15 protein-coding genes are annotated in these 21,466 nt (G+C 38.6%); all 15 read right to left on the minus strand.

All coding sequences use genetic code 11. From position 1 onward, the window contains the following. Window positions 1-1,483: 1,483 nt before the first annotated feature. Entirely contained in the window at window positions 1,484-3,682 is a 2,199-nt protein-coding gene (locus tag BLW49_RS23475; protein ID WP_090727226.1) for a spermine/spermidine synthase domain-containing protein, read from the minus strand. A gap of 922 nt (window positions 3,683-4,604) precedes the next feature. Beyond that, window positions 4,605-7,745 (minus strand): RCC1 domain-containing protein, encoded by a 3,141-nt coding sequence (locus BLW49_RS23480; RefSeq protein WP_090727228.1) that lies wholly within the window; start codon window positions 7,743-7,745, stop codon window positions 4,605-4,607. A gap of 15 nt (window positions 7,746-7,760) precedes the next feature. Continuing rightward, on the minus strand, window positions 7,761-8,330 hold the full coding sequence (locus BLW49_RS23485; RefSeq protein ID WP_090727229.1) for a WxL domain-containing protein: 570 nt from the start codon (window positions 8,328-8,330) through the stop codon (window positions 7,761-7,763). An 81-nt stretch (window positions 8,331-8,411) separates the two neighbouring features. Next, window positions 8,412-9,539 (minus strand): COG1470 family protein, encoded by a 1,128-nt coding sequence (locus tag BLW49_RS23490; protein WP_090727231.1) that lies wholly within the window; start codon window positions 9,537-9,539, stop codon window positions 8,412-8,414. Between the two features lie 47 nt (window positions 9,540-9,586). Further along, entirely contained in the window at window positions 9,587-10,237 is a 651-nt protein-coding gene (locus BLW49_RS23495; protein WP_090727232.1) for a nuclease-related domain-containing protein, read from the minus strand. Window positions 10,238-10,261: 24 nt separating this feature from the next. Then, the gene (locus BLW49_RS23500; RefSeq protein WP_090727234.1) at window positions 10,262-10,534 is read right to left on the minus strand and encodes a DUF1294 domain-containing protein; all 273 of its coding nucleotides are present in this window, start codon (window positions 10,532-10,534) and stop codon (window positions 10,262-10,264) included. 172 nt (window positions 10,535-10,706) lie between these two features. Beyond that, window positions 10,707-11,372 carry an HD-GYP domain-containing protein gene (locus BLW49_RS23505; RefSeq protein WP_090727235.1) on the minus strand — a complete coding sequence of 222 codons (666 nt, stop codon included), beginning with the start codon at window positions 11,370-11,372 and terminating at the stop codon, window positions 10,707-10,709. Continuing rightward, entirely contained in the window at window positions 11,372-12,487 is a 1,116-nt protein-coding gene (locus tag BLW49_RS23510; RefSeq protein WP_090727237.1) for a GGDEF domain-containing protein, read from the minus strand. Before BLW49_RS23510 ends, BLW49_RS23505 begins: the two co-directional genes overlap by 1 nt. A 70-nt stretch (window positions 12,488-12,557) precedes the next feature. Next, window positions 12,558-15,881, minus strand: a complete 3,324-nt coding sequence (locus BLW49_RS23515; protein WP_090727238.1) for a DUF5704 domain-containing protein — start codon at window positions 15,879-15,881, stop codon at window positions 12,558-12,560. Window positions 15,882-15,898: 17 nt separating this feature from the next. Continuing rightward, a complete protein-coding gene (locus BLW49_RS23520; protein WP_090727240.1) occupies window positions 15,899-16,846 on the minus strand; it encodes a copper amine oxidase N-terminal domain-containing protein in 948 nt (315 codons plus the stop codon). Window positions 16,847-17,050: 204 nt separating this feature from the next. Then, a complete protein-coding gene (locus tag BLW49_RS23525) occupies window positions 17,051-18,043 on the minus strand; it encodes a hypothetical protein (protein WP_090727241.1) in 993 nt (330 codons plus the stop codon). Then, entirely contained in the window at window positions 18,030-18,581 is a 552-nt protein-coding gene (locus tag BLW49_RS23530; protein WP_256209919.1) for a hypothetical protein, read from the minus strand. The genes BLW49_RS23525 and BLW49_RS23530 overlap by 14 nt, the downstream gene beginning before the upstream one ends. An 11-nt stretch (window positions 18,582-18,592) precedes the next feature. Beyond that, window positions 18,593-18,973, minus strand: coding sequence for a hypothetical protein (locus BLW49_RS23535; protein WP_090727245.1), 381 nt, complete (start codon window positions 18,971-18,973; stop codon window positions 18,593-18,595). Between the two features lie 73 nt (window positions 18,974-19,046). Next, the gene (locus BLW49_RS23540) at window positions 19,047-19,505 is read right to left on the minus strand and encodes an ABC transporter permease (RefSeq protein ID WP_090727246.1); all 459 of its coding nucleotides are present in this window, start codon (window positions 19,503-19,505) and stop codon (window positions 19,047-19,049) included. A gap of 18 nt (window positions 19,506-19,523) precedes the next feature. Beyond that, the gene (locus tag BLW49_RS23545) at window positions 19,524-21,305 is read right to left on the minus strand and encodes a hypothetical protein (protein WP_143042153.1); all 1,782 of its coding nucleotides are present in this window, start codon (window positions 21,303-21,305) and stop codon (window positions 19,524-19,526) included. Window positions 21,306-21,466 lie beyond the last annotated feature (161 nt).

Raw genomic sequence — 21,466 nt, forward strand, 5'->3', positions numbered from 1 at the left:
ATATACATTTTGTATACCCTTGTTTGCATGTGGCTGGAAGAAACGATTAAGAAACTGGGATATGGTACAGTAAAAGAATTCGCGAACTTTTGGAAATTACTCTATCATTTCTTTTTATATCGAAGATAGTTAACTTTCTTCTAAGGTGAAATTAAACATTTACCGACAATTCAATAGGCATTAGCCGAACATGTTATCCCCGTGATTTGTAAAAGTTGATTGTTTATGCTACAGCTTCCATAAGTTGTTCCCACTTAGGTATGATTTCAATTTTAATCGGTGCCTTAGTAGAAGTTATTACCGGAATATCAGTGGTCTAATGACTGTACTGGTGGATTGACAGAAGGAATCATGGGAGGGTATGATGGGAGTCATTTTATAATGATGATCTCATTTTCTTACATTGATGAGCCAGCCATCAAAAAAATACTGTACTTTACTATTTCATAATTTTTTTTGTATTTTCCTCTTGTTACGTGGTGAACTAGATAACTCATTAACTTAATTAAACTATTTAACCATAGTAATTACATTATTACAAATTCACCTCAGAGAAATTTATTTTCCTTACAACTATAGCCTACCAACCCCAGATTGAATCAAATAGGCTTTATAAATACGTAAACCATTTGCAATTAAAAGAAATATTACTGCAATACAAACCAATTGCTTTTGTTTTATCTGATTTGTGCTATTCATGTTTACACAGTCCTCTCCTCAGTCTTTAACTTCACCATACTATTATATGGACCATATTTAAAAATGTTCACTCGAATTACTTTATAATTTATTTTTCTTTAACCGTGTTCCTTATAAGAATTGATTGTGCTCCCCTGTGGTGTACGTACTTTTATCAGCTAAATGTCCCAGCAATGATAACAGTAACAAGCAAAATAAATAAGGCTAACATTGCACCAATTCTCCTCCAGCATTCGCTCCCCAACTACCTCACTCATCATACATCCTCCTTTAGTGAAGTACGTATTGGTGTGTATAAAACTGGGTATGAAAGCAGCTATTTAGACGGTCTCTTTCTTTGATTTCTCATGGAGTTAAAATTAAAAGGAATATAAGCAAAGTAACGAAACTTTCTGATCATCTTGGTTTGACCATAAACCAGAAATCGCTAGAAATGTATCTAAACTTTGCAGGTAAAATGTAAAAATGTGAAATATATCGTTATTTACAGTTAAATATCCTGCATCTTTCGTTTATGATATCTACTGTTCGTTTAATTTCATTGGTGATCATTACATGATCCCTCATCATATTCATCATTTAATTCATTTGCTTAGACATCATTTCCTGACGTACTGAAGACACTGATGGATATATCATATGCATGGTTGAAAATAATTCACTAGCCACCCCCTCCTAAAAAGGGTTTCACCTCAACGTATGGTTACATCAAGATACATGTCACTAATCAAATTGTCCATATTTGGGGCTAGTTTAAACATAATAACTTAAGCGGGCACTTCATTTACCCTTCCATGTTTAAACGAGGCTGAAATAAATACAACAGGCCATATACAGACGCACCAATTACTAACGTAGCCGTGAACCCTAGGTTTATAGAAATTAAAACTGCGAGAAGGGAACCCGCAATCGTCATCAAGCCATTAATTGCCCAGCTTATAGATACTTGTCGTTTAGAAAGCAATGAGAGTCCGAACGGGAACGGCATACCCATAAAAAAACCAAGCGGAACTAAAACAATTACTCCTAACATTAACCGGATTAGAAGCGGTAAATAAATCATTTCTTTTTGGTACCAAGAAATCAAAAGATTAAGGCCAATCGTTAGAACAGCTACCCACAATAGAGGTGAAAATCGCCTAGAGCGACTGGATGACCAGTGAGAAGAAACCATACTTCCTATTCCCCCGCTGACTAACAATACACTTAGTACAAGTACAAATGCGTATATTGGATGGCCTAACGGTAGGATGAGTCTTTGAATAAGCGTGGTTTCAATGATCATAAAACCGATCCCTATACCAGAAATATAAACTATGCTTCCATAAGGTAAGCGTTTTTTTCGAATAAATAATAAACTAATGACAAATACACACGCAAGTAACCAGAGCAAAGAATTAGGAACTCCCTTCGATTTTTGATAGAAAAAAGGCTTGTCATCCTGATTAGATAAAAGATCAAGATTATCCTTTTTTAAATAATCCTTAATTGTGCTTAGTCGATCAGCTATAAAAGGAACATGAAGTGGTATCTGCTGGATATTCTCAGCCTCTGTTTTTAATTGCCTTGCATTCTGTTCGGTAAAAGGGTTTTGACTAATAATAAGCAGTGGTCTAGTAATTACTGTTTTATTCATGCCCCAAACTATATGACCAAGATGATGATAAGTACCGATAACTGCCATATGTTCATGGGTCTTGCTTTCTTGTACACCCCGAGCCTGTAATACCTTCTCAGCAGCATTTTCGACCTTCAGCATTTCAGCTTCATCATGTAAAAGAAAAGCAAGCCTTCCACCAGGGTTAAGCTTTTTTATGTATTCTTCAATAGCCTCTTGCGTAAAGAGGTAATTTTCCGTCAGAGCAATTCCCAAACCGTTTTCCGATTCTTTCTTAACGAGTGACAAATAGATAACATCGTACTGGTTTTTCGTCTGTCGGATGAAGGTTCTTCCGTCAGAGACAAACGCTGACACCCCTTTTTGATGAAAGACATCTCCAGAAAAATGGGACATTTTTTGCACAGCTTTAAAGCTGCCCTCATTAATATCAACGGCATCAATTTGTTTGAATCCAGCAATTTGGGCAGTAAGAACTTCTTGGCCTCCGCCAGCACCAATAATTAATGCGCGTTCCTTAAGAATATCTTGAAAAGCAAGGTAACTGGTTGTTCCGGTTAAATAATCTACTTGTTTTAAATTTCCTGTATATTTTGAAATTGGAGAAACAGCTCCCCCATCGATGGTAATGTAAAGCAATTCCCCGTCTCCAGCATCATAAACATCGGTTTTAGCGAGGGAGTTCCAATCGGAGAAAACGGATTTTACACCGCTTCTATTGTTAAATACATGGTTAGGGCTCGTTGTAAAAGCACGAAAAATCATTTCTTTGTTATAAGGCTCTATGATGTTATAAATTGCTATGATAAGTACTAGGATGTAAATGATCTTCAAACGTAAAGAAGAATGTTTTACAATTAGAACAAAGCTAATGAGTAGGACTACAGTTCCCAATAGAAAAATAGTCTGAACAGGGTCAAGAATGTTCATAAACCAAACAGAACAAACTGCTCCTAAACCAGCACCGACTAAATCCGAGAAATAAACGACATGCAGTTGACGATAGTTTGCCTGCAAAATAGCTGCAATTAGTGCCCCTCCAATTAAAAAAGGTGGAAAAGCTGCGACTGTATAAAACCACATTCCTCTGAAGGGGAGAATATACATCATAAATACAGCTGAAAGCATGGCGAAAGCAAACATACCAAGCCATAAATAACAAGCACGATATATTGCGACACCTGATCTGTATGCCACATAACCTCCAAATCCAGCTCCTAGTGTAGCAAGTGAAATGGCTATAAAGACAAAATTGTAGGCTAAAATAGCCGAAAAAAATCGGGAGAGAAAAACTTCATAGACGAAAAGGACAAACGAAATACCAAATGTAATAATACTATCCCTTTTAACTGAACTTTGACGCATTGTACTGCTCCTTTATTAGGTTATTGTGCTGCAATTTTATTGTCAGTACGCTTCTACTAAGCCATAGGGAACCTTTTACGTTTCAAGTTCGTTATATCCTGCTATTCATCGCAATGGAAAGCCGCCTTCCATCCTTTCTTTTATGTTTTCCTATCCGTCATCGGTTTTCAGTTAGAGGCCGGTCGGATTCTTAGTGGACTGGCTCAAGGTAGCTTGTTGCAAACTGCAACCTGCTAGTATCCTGCCAAGGATAGCACAGGTATTTCCATCATAAGGAATCAGTTGGATTTAGTATGCTAAATCATGGTAGTGCTTATACATCAAATTGAAAAGAAGCTCACATAGCAACTCAAGGTAGATACCGGTAAAATGGTAGTGATGTAATCAGCAGCCCTTCATTTTTTCTATACCACACATATGATGACAGTATTACAACTCCCTTCTTAAATCTTCAGAACAGTCATTGCATTTGTTTGTAAACCACCAAAGTTTCTAGAAGTCTCTTTTCTCACTCCTCGATCAGTTGTCTTATCATTTTTTGATAACCTCGGAGATGCAACAGCCTAGGTGTAAATGGATTATGAGTATTTATTAGAAAGCTATCCGAAAAACTGACTTTCCTTCACCGTTTTGGCGACAATCGAGGCTGGCATTCAACGAAATACTCTACAGAATTCCCACTATGTATATCTAATGTTTCATGTAATTCAGATGGTAACGATATTCTTTCCAGCTATCTAGAGGACGGTTCATTCCTGATCTCCCCATATTTAAATAAATATATAAATATTATCAGTTCATATAGTCGCAGTGTCTTACAAACATAGAAATAACCAGAGTACGCATGAAAAATCCCTCCTGGAAAATACCAAGAGGGATTTATAATATTATTTTATAAAATAGCTTATTACCCAATTATTTATTAAATTCCAGATGTTAAGGTAAACGTAAATACAGATCGATAAGTCCCGGCCATCAATCCGGTTTCTTCCCCTGGAACGAACTTACTTCTTGTACCTGCAGATTCAATTTTCACTTTATCCGGAATGCTTAGCGTAAAGTCTAAAGGTATTTCATAATATCCCATACCTTCAAATTCCTTAGCTGATGCCAACACTTCCGACTGGGTTCCTGTAAATATTTTCTTCCCAACACTAGATAATTGGGCTTCTGGACCAGACAATGTATTACTATTCTTAACATCTACAGATAAGGAGCTTGCTGGAATACTAACTATCAAGTCTTTAGTATTCAACGAGTTATCCGTTAAAGGATCTGAAACAAAATCCTTCACATCGAGACTATATTGCCATCCCTTCGCATTACCTCTGTAGTCCTCAATAAGCGCTCTACTTACCGAATTGATCTGTTGGTAAGGTCTAGTGCTATCAATGACAATGGTTGAAAGATCCGCACCTTCAAAACGGGAATTTAGCCCTCCACCTATAACTGTAAAATCTATATCTTCAGAAGTAATGGATTCTAGTGGTCCTCCAGGATTCGGTGTTGGTTCCGGATTCGGGTTCGTTCCTTCACCTGGGACAACAATGGTGAATGGTCCTCCAGAGTAAACAACTTCTTCAGTAGACACTTTTCTGACTTCAACATAAATTTGGTAAGTACCTGGCTCGTATGCCACCGGTCCTATGTACTTGTTCCAACCTCCGTCTTGGCCATCTTTGTAGTAAACCTCAAGATCTGAAGATGAAATACCCGGATCAACGATAAGTTGTCCATTTTCAACCGTAACCCTAGGATCTACTTTTGACGTAACAAAACTTATAGTTTCACTTTCTGTTCCATCAGCAGCTTCTACTTTTGCTCTTACCGTGTGTACATCATTGGATAAGGATACGACTCCTGTTGTTTGAATCCAATCACCACCACCTACAGAGTAATAAGCATCTCCTTCTGTTGGATCAAACTGAATCTCTAATTCCAATCCATACTGACTGTTTAAACCCTTCTGTACAACTACCGGCTTGTTCACTTCTACAGGTACCGATGGGCTATCTGCTGTGAGGGTGAAAGATTTATTAATTAATATTTCACCTCGTGAATTGAGCATACGAACTTCAACGGTATGGTCTCCCGTTTCCAGTAACAGGTTGTTATCTACATTGAATTCTTGCCAATCTCCACCATCTACCCTAACCTGTACTTTTGTACTGCCTGTTGCCGATGCACTTACTTTGAATTCATCCTTCGAGATTTTTTCCACCGTTGGATGACCTTCTGTGATTACGATTGGATTATTGGTAATTGTGAGCTCTCCAATTTGACTGATATTTCCTTTACTGTCTGCAGATCTTGCTTGGATGGTTACATCACCTGATTGAGTGATGACGATCTCACCTGTATAATCCAGCCAGCCCCCACCATTGATTTGGTATTGTTTTGTTGGAGTATCACCTGTCGTTCCAAAATTAATTGATACTACGGACTGATCAAACTTGTCTTGCGAAGCAATCGATAAAACAGGTTTATCAGGAGCAGTTTCTGGTACAACATAATCTGCTGGATAAACTACCGGGGCATTATTCACCACTCGCCAGTTCGAAGCATTGTCAAAATACCCTAACTGGCCGTCTTCGTCTATAGCATATACATAAGTATCCATCGAGTTATTAGGTCTTAAACTAAAGAACGAAAGATACTTTTTAGGTAGAACAGTAATATTACCATCACTTTGCCATGTCAGAACTGTGTTGTCATCCTTCAAAGCGAACATCTGTTGTGTTCCATTTCCTTTGATAGCAAAGTCTTTAATATTTTTGATCTCGTTGGACGGACCGGTTAGACGAACAGGAAGGGAAGTGACGTTCCGATCCTGTGTTCCAAACAAACCATCATAATTAGTCCCCCACCCGTACAAATAACCGTTAGGTTTCTGGAATATTAGGGTACCAGCAATACTTGCCCATACCTTTGATACTCCGGTAGCAATTTGAGTTCTTGTTGAAGAAAAAGTGGTTTCTGAAGCATTCCAACTATTGATAGGAGTACCCCAATATTCAAGATTACCATTATCAAGATTCAGGTAACCTGTTGAGATGTTCTTGCTATTGAAGTTTGGCTTTGTCCCTGCAGATGCCATCTTTCTAAGGTTCTCCACTTGCACTCCGGCAGGCAAAGGTTTCAATGTACCAACGGTGCCTGATTCGCCCACATCATAAGAACTTTTCTTAATATCATAAGCTAAGAAATCTGTAAATGAGACTGATTGTCCTTTCACTGTAAACACACGTCTAGATGCTTCCGAATGCTGGGTAGCAGCGCCAGTGGAGTAAGGGTCGTTAATATAATTAAAACCTTCTATAGCTTTCATCTCAAATTCAGATGCATTAGAGAAAGCAGGAAAGTGTTTAGTTACATCTATAGGTATAGCATTAGTACGAGAGCTTGTATAAAATGCATGACCTACAAGATAGACTTTATTATTCGTAACTAGAATTACACTCTCTGACGATATGCTATAGATCTTTTGAACACCTTCCAAAGGGTCGCCAGTAGCAGGATTAACAACTTCTGTAGGCACAACTTTGTCTATTTTACTACCAATACCCAACTGCCCTTCTATTCCTCTCCCCCAGGCCAATACTGTTCCTTCTTCCATCAAAGCAAAGTAGCTTACGAAGTTAGAATAGGTAGTGGGGCGCTTAATAACTTCAAAATCCTTTACCCCATCTAGCATTTTAACTGCGGGGGATCCTTGGTAAAGTTCTCCGGATCGCGTAATATAAACACTATTACCTCCGGTATAACTTCTGACTTTCTTCATGCCACTGTCAAAGACAGTAACTTGGTCCGGTCTATTCATATTGAGGTGAAGACTTTTACCATCATCCAGCTTAAATTCATAAGCCACAGCAAGCCCACCAGAGACATCTGAAACGTATGGCTCTATACTCAGAATCTTTGAATACTCCGAAGCTTGCACTTTAGGTCCCAGTTCTGCAAAGGAGTACGTTCCCGCTAATAGTGCAACCACCAGCGTTCCGATTACACTCCTCTTCCATCCAATCCGTATCTGTTTTTTTTCTTTTTCCTGATTATTTTGCAACTCAGTCACCCCTCCTTAAATACCTGAAGTCGCTGTATATGTAAATACAGACCTATATGTTCCAGCTATAACCCCGATCTCTGCACCAGCACTACTTGTCATAGTCTTCGGTAAGCTCAGGGTGTAATTCACCTCAAAATCGTACGCTCCTTGTCCTTTACCTACATCTGCGGAAACAATAGTGCTAGGTACAGACGAAAGAACCTTGTTCTCTGCAATCTCTCCGCCCTGCGTAAAATCAATCGGTACACCGGAAATGGTATTTTTCAGAGTTGTAGTGAATTGTACGATACTAGCTGGCAGTTTAAACTCTTGGCCGTCCATAGTAGTGATAAAATCTGTAGCTGCGACACTATATGCCCAGCCAGCCCCATTGCCTCTATCATCAATTGCTCTAAGGGTCGAAACCGCTTGTGATTTTAGATTATCCCTTGATGATAGAGTAATATTGTTAAAACTTAGACGGCTTTGGATGAATTGTAGACTTCCGCCTGTGACTGCAATCTCCTTCTCAATTTCTTGTGCAGAAGCTGCTAGAGGTAAAGCTAATACCATTACTAGCATACTTGCTAAGACTTTCTTCATCTCCTGTTCACTCCTTCAGATGTATTTGTTCTAGTAAATCCTAAGCTTACATCTTGCTCACCTCCTTTCAGGACAGTTTTTCTAGTTAGTCCCCTTTGAGGCTGAAAACTGATGTGAGGCAAGCTTAGATTTAAGAGACTTCTCATCCTTTTCTTTCTTTTTCTTCTTAAGCAGGAGGAAAAGCAAGATGAAGAAACCAATAATAAATACAAGAATTAAGATCCCTATTACAATAACTAAGGCCAGATTATTTTTTATCCAATCCCAGATTCCTGTTTTTTGTAATATTCCTGCATAGTTCAATGCGTCTTGAGATTTCTGTGCTTCCGCTTCGGTTATGGTAAAGTTAAATGTTCCACTTACTTTGTCTGCGCTATAATTAGCTTCAAAAATTGCGGAGTACTCTCCAGGAAGCAAAACTTTATCTTGTACCGTATAGACCATATCTGCTGTCGTACCCGCATAGATGGACTTCTCTAATGGTTGATTATTAAAACTCTCACTAAAGATACCATTACCCTGAGAGTCTCTTACTTGGAGGACACCGTGAGGCCTTTCTAAAATAGTTCCTTTGTTAGTAAGCTTTACAGTAAATTGAGAAAAACCGTTAGCTATGTACTCATGTTTGAAATCGTCGATGCTCATTTCGTGCTTAGACTGTTCAACTTGATTTTCAAGAACGATCTGTACGCCTATTCTTTGAGCCTTCTCAATCAACATGACAGCATTAGTCGAGTTCACCTCGGGTGTTCTCCTTTCAGAATTATCTAAAGATTCCTCTGCTGCCACTACTCCTACATACTGTCCAGGAACGATATTCTTTGGAACATTCACTGTGAAACTTAACTTCTTCTTCTCTTTCGCTTTAAGAGATACTTTAAAAGGTTCTGCAGGTTGTATCCACGAACCTACTGATGCTAATTCCTCATCTTTACCTGAGAACAGTTTGCCACCATTAACACCTGGTTTAGCATCTGCAGGATAAACCCAAACATCTAACGGTTCTTCTTTTAAGTTCTGTAGATAGAAATCATAGGTCTTTGATTCTCCTCCACTTACAGTATCTCTGTAAAAACCCGTAGATTGTTCTATCTCTTTAACTGGAGACAAAAGGAACTTAACATACTCTTGTGCTTCGACATGAGTATTTCCTATAACCATAAAGAAAAAAAAGCATAAGATTCCTAACATCCAGCTAGATTTTTTCACTTCGTCATCTCCTCTATTCTTCTGCTACCTTTAGATGGAGTAAGCCCCTAACTACCTGTAATTAACAGCGTCTCATCTTTTTTTGTAGTTAGCATGTTGAGCCAATTTGTTACTTTATCTAATTGTTCAGTATTAATAGTGTTTCTAGGTTGATAATCGCGAATGAAACTTTCCAGATTCTCAGTGGTTAGCACAGCTGTATTTGAATTTCTTTTTAAACTCACCTCTAATTCAACTTGGGGATGAGTAAATACAACGATCCCTTGTACCCACATTGGCAAACCAATGCTTTCAAGGTTCTTAGCAAGCACAAAAGTATGTATTCTGGTCATTGCCATAGGATTTCTAAGCGTCTTGGGTTCCGCGGTGTTATTTCCTGTCTGCTTGTACTGACACCAAACCTTATCTTCCTCAGATCCCACAATGCGGCCAGAACGATTCTTTCTGACGATGATAAAAACACCTTGATCTTGGACACGAATTTCCTCGATATTCACTTTAATATCCTCATGAAACAGCTCAATATTTTTGTATATCTGGTTAGGGCTATCATGACTAAGAGTATTTACTGGTTTTTTTTCTGTGGATTTTATTTCATGTCGAAATTTATTCTCCCTTAAAGTTTTGAATAGCAAGAAACATACAATTGCTAGGGACAATACGATTAAAATGATTGTTATTAAATTTTGTAACTCCAATTAATCCACCTACATAATCTGTATTTAGTTAAATATGACTTTCGTTGAAAGTATTAAGAGTAATATGAGATTCATGATAATAAGTAACGGGATACCTAACTTAAAAAGATGGTGCTTTGTTTTATGTCTAAAAAGGTACATCCCCATCCATACGCCTGTTGCCCCACCCAAGGCCGCGATTGCGAATAATCGCTTTTCTGGAACTCTCCGTGCTCTTATAATTGCCTGGCTCTTGTCGTACCACATGATGAACAAGCCAACAGTGTTAATAAGTGCAAAATAGCCGAATATTAGCATGCTTTTTCCCCTTAAAAATTTTAAAGAAATCTAATTAATCTAAATTGCAAGACAAATAATATTACTCTCGATCAAAGCTGATACTTCACCCCCTTTTAATTGTATGTATGTTAGTTAATATACTAATATACATATATATTAGTATCAATTATTTTCTTCTGAAAAGTACTATTTAATTCTTAGGATTTATGAAAAGTTGACTCCAGGGAATTTTGACTGTAGAAACAGATTGATTATACTTGGTTTCCTGTTCTACTATTTCGATGAGAGATCGGAGGATGGCAGCATCAAAAAGATAAGATTCTTCCTCCATTATTTTAGTTGCACAAACAGCACTTAATGGAGATTGGTATGGCCTGCCTCCAATGATCGTGGAAAATGTATCGCTTATAGCAGCTATCCGTCCACTTAAGGGGATCTGTTTACCCTTTAATCCTTTTAAGTATCCACTTCCATCAAAGCGTTCATGGTGGTAATCGACTATATTATTAATCGCTGATGGGAGTTCAAAGCTTTCTATTAGCTTAATTCCCTTTTGTACGTGTTCCGATAAACATGCCTTATCCTTGGTCGAAAGGACTCCGTTCCCTTTTAAAATATCGTCCCCCATGGCGATCTTCCCTAAATCATGAATTAAAGAACCGGCATAGTATAGCATTGATTGCTTAGAGTCATGGATCTGAGCGAGTTTATATGAATAATGAGCCATCAAGACAGAATGGTTAGCGGTTTGTTCATCTCTCAATTTTATACAGTAGAAAAGTGCATCAATAATCATCAAGTAGCTCTTTAAAGCCTGCTCATTCATCTTAGGCGATGGGTCCACTACGTTAACCATTAACTTACACCTACTTTTGTATTAATTTCACTGACGTCTCTTGATGCCAAGGCTTCATGATCTCCGTATACGACTACTCTGTTTTTCCCTGTCTTTTTTGCAACATACATAGCGTCATCAGCTCGTTTGATTAATTCGTCTGCAGATAGACCTTCAACAAATGTACTAAACCCTATACTTACAGTGATTGAGTAGATCCCCTCTTTCGTATCAAACGATGCCTCATTTTCCACCCTAGAACGGATGGTTTCTGTTAGCTCGGAAATATTCAGATTCGACTCTATAATTAAAGCGACGAATTCTTCTCCCCCGTATCTTCCTCCAACACCTACTCCTTCTAATTCCTCAATAAGGATTGATGAAACTTTCTTTAAAACCACATCACCTTTTTTATGTCCGAACGTATCATTTAACAGTTTGAAATTATCAATATCCAGAAAAATTAAATGTGCATCAACTTTTTTGTCTACGCTTCTAGTGACAAATGTCGTGAACTGTTTACGATTGTATAGTCCGGTTAAGGGATCCTGTATAGATGATTCATATGTATCACGAATTAATTGAATCAAGTAATCGACGATATACGAAATGATTACTGTGTAAGAAGAAATATATAGAAGAATGATAATTATCTCTAAAGGTGGACTATTTCCTATAAACAACCCGAGGATTACGACTATCTTAGAGAGTATAAATAAGATAATTGAAGACTTTGCTTTGTTATGCATAGCTGCAGCTAGGTAATACCATGCAGCTGTCGCTAACACAATTGATAACATAGGCTGAATCGCAGGAAACGGAATCAGTAGACCAGCTAGTCCAATTGCTCCACATCCTAGATAAACCACCGACTGCTCCCATCGCAGTACCGTGTTAGATAACTGGTAAAAGCTAAACAAGGTACAAACGAATAGTACGTCACCTAAGATTTGTGCTCTCAATGTCTGGCCATCAAATGCACCAAAAAGGGATAAAATATGATACACACTAGTTACAACTACTATAATGGTCAATTGAATATTGGTACTTGAGTTCTTACGTTTAGGCATTCTTCTAGTTAGATTCCACATTATATACAAAAGCGGCAGCATTATAACTGATTGTGAGAGTGACACTTAATCCCCCCTAAATGAAAGAGTTTTAGGGAAGGGGGCTACCCTTCCCTGTAAAACCATTTTTGAAATGTTAGAATGGAACCTGCGGACTAAAGTCATCTCGACTTGATAAATCGGCATGATAGAATACAACGTCTCCATCCTGTAAAGTAAATCTGTTACCAAAGGAGTCAAACTTAATTCGCTGATATCCTTCTAATTGCCATTGATTCATTAACGGCGCATTGATGTATTGCAAATGTGGGTTGTTTAGATCACCGTTACGAATGGTTTCGATATCAAAGTTCACGATGATATAGCCATTCTTAAAGAATATTGGAGAATTATCATCGAGCCCTCCGTGTGTACGTCCATACTCAGCAATATCTGTCCCTGCTTCTACCACATAGGGTTCTGCAGGTAAGCTGTACTCCCCATACCAATTCTGAACAGCTGCATTCGCACGTTGGACGTTCACAGAAGCTGGCAAGTTTGTTTTAGGACCTATAAAGGTACGTAGTTGCTCTGGAAGCAGCAGGAGATTATAGCCACCAACTGGAGTTTTTTGCTTGGCATCTTTACTTATAAACTGTTCCGTGTACTCCTGCTTCGTCATCGATCCAAGTTGCCCCGTTGTAAAGTAATTATCGAACTTAAAACTGGCCGTATCGATCATTTCTTCTGCAGGCACATTTCGAAGTCGATCATTCATAATGACATAGCGCTGTACCTTATCTTCTTCTGATCCAATCTTCACAAAATTACTCTCATTGGTTTTGTAATAAAGATCTACTGGAAAGCGATACTGACCATCTTTAGATACAAAGTGGAACGTCGGAGTAATTCGTATTCCATCCTCTTTGCCGAACATATTTCCTTTAGTTTTAAAATCGAATTTGAAGTGATAACCGGTTTTCACAGCTACATTTTTATAACCCTCTGCAGGATGACTACCAGGAAGAATTGGCAAAGTATATTGCTCGGAGTTTCCACGAGGAGCACCATCTATGCCGTTCATTCCAACCCAATATGATAAACCTGTAGGTAGTGTGCTTCCTATTTGTGTTCGGAAAACGGACTCCCAATTGTAATCAGCTATATCAGTTACTTGAAAATCGTACAGCCGGCCAATCACTTCGACGGAAACTTCATCGACAGCTACGTGGTTCACTAAGTCAAGATTTGCATCATACTGATATGGTAACTCTGGAGGAGCGTTCTCAGCTATGTTCCTGAAATACACCTGATAATCACCTTCATCAACCCATACTGGGAGGAAAAATTCTGTATCAAGCTGATTCACAGGAATATCAATCCAGGTATTCTTTGGATAAAATTGTGTCCGGCTACTGTTATAAACATCGAATGGAAACTGGACTTGCTTGGTTCTGAAATATTTTGCGTAATCACGATTACCGTAACCCGGATAGTTCCTATGTTGTCCATTCGTTGGTATCCGAACTGTAAATGGTCGATCCAATATGAATGCAGCACGATTATAGTTCGGGTTCGTCTTCTGATTATGTTCGCGGTCATCCGTTACCGAAGAGTAGTTTACAACAGGAGTATGAACGGTTACTGTATTTATCCCGTATATCGGGAAATTCTTATTACTACCACCGTTAATATTTCCTTCCATAAGACCATAGTAAATTGTCCCAGAACTTGTTGTATTTTCTCGGTTAGTCTTACTACTACTGATAATGTTCCCAGGCTTATACAACACGTTTTCATTAATTTGAGGCGGCTCAGGAATTGTTCTCGGCGTTGGTCCGCTTTCATCAACACGGCAGCCACTCATGATAGTAGCTCCGTTAAACACAAGTGAATCATTCGTCACTTCTACCTTCTTAACACCTTCTTCAGCAACGCTCTGCAAGTTTTCACTTGGTGGAGATGGTGGGCTCGAATAAGAGCTTCCACCGAAAGATCCTGGCGGTGCAACAATTGGATTTGGCGGTGATGGCGGATAAAAAGCACCTGTTTGATCCACTGTAAATTCTGGAGGCTCATACCCCTGTGGAGTGATACTTATCTGATCACCTGGTAATGCGTAATTTTTGAGCTGCCCTTCATCGATTTTATATACTTCCAAGTTATCAATCACCCAATATGAATAAGGCCTTTCAACTGTATACTGTTGCACTACCGTTTCAGGCATCTGTTGAGGATCCGGAATTGTTGTTGGTTCTCCATTCGGTCCAGGTGGACCTGGTTGACCAGGATCCCAGTGCAATGTCCAAGTCTTCTCTACATTAACTGTAAACGTACATACCCCAGACATCTGGACGAAAGAATGTTGAGCAAGGTAGTTTCGAGCAAGGATATTTCCATATAAGCTCTCTGATGTTGGAATACCTTGTAACACGTCAAATTGTTCACTGCCTCGTCGATCAGCCGAGATTTTAGCTGTTACGACTGGATCCATATATCGTCCATCAATAGTAGTTCCAGGAGTTGGTGCTGTACAACTAGCTTCAGGAATTTCCGGATCAGGCGGCGGTGGATTCCCCTCTTTCTTATAGTAAAAGTTCACATAGTAAATAGGGAAGGTAGCATCATACTTAAAGCCACTCGGATCTCCGGGCGTAATTTCTCCACCGCTTGGAGGTTCGACCGTACTTTTTTTATGGCCAACGTATGTATATTCCTCGGTGCCTGGTGTGTGGGTGAATCTATAGTCTACGTTTTTCTCAAGCTTCTCTTCCCGATCCTGAAATCCATCTACGTTATTTAGTCTTTGCCCCGTCGTCGTCCAGTGTTGGACGATGGCTTTTCCTTCTTCTGGTTCAAGTTCAATCGTGAACAGTGTAGGAAAGAAATAACGCCAACCTTCTACATTCTCTCCGAAAATTTGGCCGTTTTCAGTTTCTTCTTCAAGCCTCCTATCGACCTGCTTTACAGCTTCCAAAGTCCCATTCAACACGAAAACTTCCTTCTGCCCGACATTTGTTCCTTTGCCTACAACAGGCGTGTTTCTATAATTATTGTAACTCCTTGTTGAAGTGGCATCTTGATAGTATTGTTTGCGATTTACAGCCAATTCTCCCGTTCTCGAAGTTTCAAATGTCTCATCTGCAAGCTCCCAGTTAAAATCAAAAGGTTTAATTCTAATGTCTTTAATCTTACGGCTCGAACCAAACGTAAATTCATATGTTCCACCATCTACAACTGCGACTGTATCTCCTGGTTTATGGCCGCCGCCAGTCCATTGCCCCGAATTGTTTTTCCAAACCTCGTAATATACCATCCCTACGAAGTAGTATAGATTCGGATTGTCCTCGTCCTGAAGAAGGCGATTTGAGCTAATTGGAAAAACTGCTGCCTCGGCCTTCCCTGGATGAAGTGTAAACACGACGAGAATAGAAGATAGAATAAGTACCGCACTGAGTAAGGAGCTCATCATCTTTTTCATTCGGCTCGTTGTGCTCCTTACTTGAATGGATTAACAATGACAACTGCATAATTCTCTAAGTCGCCATCTTCCAGCAAAATATAATCCGCCTGATTAATTTTAAAGTTTCTCCAACCCTCATAGCTTTCAATGTATTTTCCAGTTTGGAACTTATCTGACCGACTTACCACAGGATAATGATTCATGGCCGTTTTATCACCGTTATTAATAAAAGCCGCATCTAAAACTTGACGACCTTTCGCATAATCGTTCTTAACAAGGAATGAAACTGGATTTCCTCTTTGACTGCTTCTAATCTGAACCAAATCATCTCCTGTTACTTGGTTCTTAACAATATCCAAACTGTAGACTACTTGACTATTTCCCAACTGAATTGGAAGGTCACTTTCCTTAATGATCTTTACTCCTGAATAAGCTTTATCATTCATGTTTGTAAATGCACTCTTTGTTTTCGTATACGCCTTGAACTCGCTCAATTTCGTAAGCTTGAACTCATTATCGTCTGTGCTTCGGAAATCTTTCTCCCCGATCCAGACCCAGCGGCTGATTTTGTCCCATTCTACTTTTTGACCGAGTCCTTCACTTACGAGACGAATCGGAACAAACGTCCGGTTCTGCTTCAGGATGATTTTTGTACCATAGTCCTTTTTCTTTCCGTTGACTAAAGCTGTCGTTTGGCCAACTGTCATCTTCACCGTGTGATCCTTACTTGTAATACCTACGGTTTGAACCTTTCCTGTTTTGGAATAGCTAACTTTAGCTCCGAGTGATTCCGAAACGAAACGGATCGGCACCATCACGCTGCCTTGAGCATCTTGAAATGGTTTTGCATCTGGAAAACTCATTTTTTTGGTGTTAAGAAGAACTTCTACTTGTTGAGAACTAGCTAAAGCGGACCCGGAAGTAAATCCTAACATTCCAAACGCTAGCACACCCGTCATGATAGTTAAAACTGTCTTTTTCATATCTTTTACTCCTTATCAAAATTATTTAATTTCTTTTCCTTAATGAGCCTATAAACGGTATGAGGAAACAATTGTTAGCGATGAGCTATCAATGGAGACAAAGATATAATAAATTTCAAATGCTCACTTCCCTTCAAGAAATGTCTTCATTATTATTGCATTAAATATTGTGTTATAACACAACACAGTACAGACTTTTTATTATTATTTATTGTTTTGATTTGTACACACCTTCGGGAAATATCCTTTCATTGCAGCTTCTTTTTCACTCGAAAACGCTTGTTCTATTCGATATTGAAAGCTACAAGATTCTCTGTAGTAATATTTCAATCCGGTTGAAGGATCCACTGCTCCATAAATTACCGGCGATTTAACCAACCTCCCTCCTCCAAACGCATAATTGTTGTAAAATTGATCTCCTATTGGAATCCCCTGGATAAAGGCCATAATTCCGATATCATCTACGGTATTGACCCAATCCTCTTGGGATATTGTAGGAAGTGTAAAAGTGTAGCTGATACCACTACGGGTCATAACTTCATTGTGTTTATTGATGAAATAAGCTAAGTCTTTTTGAACATTGCTGACAATCCAACTTTTTCTTGCTTCTTCAAACTGAACCGTACTGTTCAGGATCTGAATATCTGTTTTGTTTTGTAATTCCCATTGGTACCCCTCTATCCATTCTCGGTCAGAAGCGTCAAATGCATAAACGTAACTATCCAGAGTAAAATTCAAACTGTTGCCCTGTGAATCTGTGTAAGCATATGGTTTTTTAGGACGCCACATATGTTTCATTTCAGTTGTTCCATCAGCATTTTTGTACTCGCTAAGGGTATACAACCAGTACCCATCATAATCTAGCACGACTACAGCTGGTATGTAGGAAGCAAGGGTACTTTGTCCAACTGGATCATTCTGTACTTCAAAATTCAAATATAGTGTTTTAAAGAAAGTATCGATTGCCTGTTCTTTGTTTGCTTTAAAGTATTTTGAAGACTGATAACCAGCTTCGTATTCTTGCATTTCATTGATGTTTAGCATAAATCCAGCATCTTGCGCTGCTGTCTTAAGAGCTGCATCATATTTGTCTTCTAGCTGCGCTACGAGCATAAGATCATTTGTACGCAGATCCAAAACATAGTAGAAAGGGAAAAAGAAAAGGACAAAGACGATGGCCAGGTTAGTAATCCTCATTGAGTACCATCCCTCCATAATTCATAAAGATCTTTGGCACATCCCCGCTGTTACCTACCAATATAAAATCTTGCATTATAGTTGACATCGTTCGATTTTTATTCTTGACTGAAACGGTAATAAAATCATTTAATGCGAGCTTATATTTTCTTGAATCGTTTTCTGCAGGAATATTAGTTTCTGGAAAAAGAACCTTCATGATTTCTTCGGTATAATGACCTTCATAATATGTATCAAAAGAGTTTTGGAATGTTGCTGGATTCGCTGGGTCTGAATAAACAGGATTATACTTTTTGTGCATGTGCTCTAACGTTACGTCGTACACATTCCCTGTCTCCCCAAGTTTCTTATTAAACTGCAGATACATCTCAGGTGAGATATATCCTTTCGTTCTTACTGCATCTACAAATTCGGTAACTGTCTGATGGACTACAGTTTGAATCTGGTTATCATGACGTACCGTGGACTGATACAATGGATACAACATCATTAATATCAGAGCAATAAATCCAGCTACAAGTTTAGAAAATACATCCATCAATTCATCCCCTAGTTAAAAATGATCTTTGTTAATTCGCCTTTAGTATTTCTCTCATACACAACGCTATATGATTTATTGGGATCGATGTGAGAAACATCGGTATTATCAATAGTCAAATTTTTAGTAAAAAGTATGTCTTCAACTTCAATGTCTGAGTTGATTTCTTGAATTCGAAAGATACTGTAAATGACTTGTGCTCCAGAATATAATTCCTCGCCAGCCTCTTGAATTGTACTGAATACCCGATGATCTTCATTGGCTCGGACCTGAGGCAAATTGTTTGTACTTTGTTCTTGCGAAACTAGTCCCCAGAGTGCAAAAGATGCTGCAGATATAAAGATTAATATTGCAGTTGCTAAAGAAATGGAAGTTTCGGTATTCTCATTCATGAACAAGATCTCCCTTAATTTTATGGGAGGGATTCCCTTCAAGAGCCTAGGAATCCCATGTAATATCTTTTAATCATCCTTGAGTAAAAATGATTCCGCGTACGACATTGTTCTTATCGTAAACAACTTTAGAGTAGAACTTTCCTGATGGGTTGATATAGTTGCTGCTTGTTTGATCTTGTGCAGTGGTAATACTAATATTTTTTGTATCTCCTACGATTTCACCAGCAGCATTAAATGCATTTCCGTAAGTCATACTTCCACCTTTACCTGTAACTACTGTTAATCCAAATTGATCTTGGTTCATATACTGACGCACAGCATTCAATACTTGGCTACCAGTCATGGACGAATTATCGTAGTTGTTGTACTCCGATTGTGATAATGTTTGTTGAATTCCTGTCATTTTTTCTTGGCCAGTTTTCGCTCCTGCTTGGAAGACACCGAAAAGTAAAACTACCAATGTAATTAGTGCGATTGTCAGCATTATACCTCCGGATAATCGCAATCCGGTATTTGTTGATTCTTCCATTTTCTCTCTTCCCTTCGGCTAAATATTCATTATTTGTTGCATCGTCTGATCCATTTGTCCAATGGATACATAAATCATAGGAAACAATAGGTATAGGAAGATCAGCAGATATGCAGGTGCCCAACCACAAATTCTTCCCCACACAACTTTTTTACTAATGAGTCGATTCATGCGATCAATCTTTTGTTCCCTATGAAACTCTTGCTCCATTTCCAAATCATCAAAAGCCTCAATAAGTGGTATCTTTTCAAGTGCCAGCTGCAGTCGATTAACGATTCTCACAAATGAGATAAACGGTGCATCATCTTTAAGTTCTTCAAGTGCCCTTTCTGGACCACTGTCAAAGTTAGCGATGCACTTCCGTAGTGTGGGCTTAAATATTATGCTATATCTCTCCATCCATTCGAGGATTGACTGCACATTCATTCGTTCAAATTGACTAAGAATAGAAATGACCACATGGAATTGATCTACTTCATTTTGAATTTCCATGATTCTCATCTTTCTCTGGAATTGAGTCAACCATAGTGGAATGAAGAATCCGATACAGGCACCACCGATAGCAATGAGCAGCTCCCACCACTTAAAGTACTGATTGTTGAGAACTTCTATTTTCTCAATGATCCTGGTCACGGTATTATTTAAAGCAGCGCTTTCTGATGGAGCATCTGGCATTAATATTACCCTTTCTAAAACTGCTTCCCTGGTAAGAGTATCAGCCCCTTTCAAGTCACGAATTAGTGCATTATCAAAGTCTGTAAGTTCTTTTCCTCTTAATTTTTCTTCATCAGTCATGTAGCCCATCAAGTGTGATGCCTCTGTTGTTAGATTGGTATAAATTTGATGACTTGTATTCCAATGGAGAAAAAAGGAAAGCACGATGACCCCGATAAAGCAGGTCAAACTCACAACTATTCGTTGTATATAGAACCACTCAATCGTAAGTGGTGAGTTTGATTCTTTTAATAAAAGCGTTACTTCATAATGTTTTCTTGTCCTTTTAGAAGGTACAACACGGTCAATAATCCAACTTACACCAGGCCATTCATATACATGCTTCTCCCAATTTCGTCTAGATGTGGTCGTCATGTATCTTGATTCCTCAATCTCACTAATCTTGCGGACAAGCAAATAGAAAATAATGCACGCTGAATAAATGATTATCCGCAAAATATAGCCAATATTTCCGGAGTAAAATTGATTCATAATCGGGAAGTAAGTTGTTGCCCAGGTTTCAATCGGAAAAGTGAGGAGGATCGGTAATAATGCGAACAAAGACAAGTTACTAAGCTTATAACTTAGACGTCTTCTTCTTAGGACATCATCCCTGATCTCTCGAACCAGCTTGCTTAGAGCATTAAGAAACATAGATCCCTTAGAAACCAAACGGTCACCGTACTCCATTACTAAAAATGAGATACCAGCGAACATTTTTAAGTACCGATTAGGAACTACTGTATAGAAAGCTTCAAGGTCTTTCTTAGGATCTTTTGCAGTGAGTATCTCATGAATACGCTCCGCCTGAAGTTTCAAATCATGAGGGGAACGTTGTGCCCCTTGGTAAATCGCTTCATCTACCAATTTCAATTCTTGATAGTCATGACGAACTTCTTCAAGATAATTTACTAACTGTACAAGGAGCCGATCTTCAACACGCTTGACAAAAACATTAATGAGTAAAGTATTAAGAACGATAACACCCATGATTGAAAAGAGGACCATTACAAGGTTTTTACTGAAGATAGCCATAAGCGCAATTACAAGAAAGGAAATGGCAAGAACCTTCAGTGTAATCCGCATTGTCTCTCTTCTCAGTGTAAGCTCGTCATAAGGATTAATGGTTGCGAGACGAAACCGAACCTGTCTGATGAGTTTACCTAGAACAGGTAATTTCGATAACTCAACGTAAGATTTCTGATAGAACACGAGAAGTCTCTTATTGCTCTCCTTCTTAGACCCAA

Origin of the sequence: Paenibacillus sp. PDC88 (assembly GCF_900106725.1) — a bacterium.
GTDB lineage: Bacteria > Bacillota > Bacilli > Paenibacillales > Paenibacillaceae > Paenibacillus > Paenibacillus shunpengii.

What these genes read in the sequence shown, in the direction of transcription:
- BLW49_RS23530 (WP_256209919.1), bottom strand. Translation starts at nt 18,581, where the DNA reads ATGGATGTATTTTCTAAACTTGTAGCTGGATTTATTGCTCTGATATTA.
- BLW49_RS23500 (WP_090727234.1), bottom strand. Translation starts at nt 10,534, where the DNA reads ATGCTAATATTCGGCTATTTTGCACTTATTAACACTGTTGGCTTGTTC.
- BLW49_RS23505 (WP_090727235.1), bottom strand. Translation starts at nt 11,372, where the DNA reads ATGGTTAACGTAGTGGACCCATCGCCTAAGATGAATGAGCAGGCTTTA.
- BLW49_RS23520 (WP_090727240.1), bottom strand. Translation starts at nt 16,846, where the DNA reads ATGAAAAAGACAGTTTTAACTATCATGACGGGTGTGCTAGCGTTTGGA.
- BLW49_RS23485 (WP_090727229.1), bottom strand. Translation starts at nt 8,330, where the DNA reads ATGAAGAAAGTCTTAGCAAGTATGCTAGTAATGGTATTAGCTTTACCT.
- BLW49_RS23545 (WP_143042153.1), bottom strand. Translation starts at nt 21,305, where the DNA reads ATGCGGATTACACTGAAGGTTCTTGCCATTTCCTTTCTTGTAATTGCG.
- BLW49_RS23540 (WP_090727246.1), bottom strand. Translation starts at nt 19,505, where the DNA reads ATGGAAGAATCAACAAATACCGGATTGCGATTATCCGGAGGTATAATG.
- BLW49_RS23535 (WP_090727245.1), bottom strand. Translation starts at nt 18,973, where the DNA reads ATGAATGAGAATACCGAAACTTCCATTTCTTTAGCAACTGCAATATTA.
- BLW49_RS23515 (WP_090727238.1), bottom strand. Translation starts at nt 15,881, where the DNA reads ATGAAAAAGATGATGAGCTCCTTACTCAGTGCGGTACTTATTCTATCT.
- BLW49_RS23475 (WP_090727226.1), bottom strand. Translation starts at nt 3,682, where the DNA reads ATGCGTCAAAGTTCAGTTAAAAGGGATAGTATTATTACATTTGGTATT.
- BLW49_RS23525 (WP_090727241.1), bottom strand. Translation starts at nt 18,043, where the DNA reads ATGAGGATTACTAACCTGGCCATCGTCTTTGTCCTTTTCTTTTTCCCT.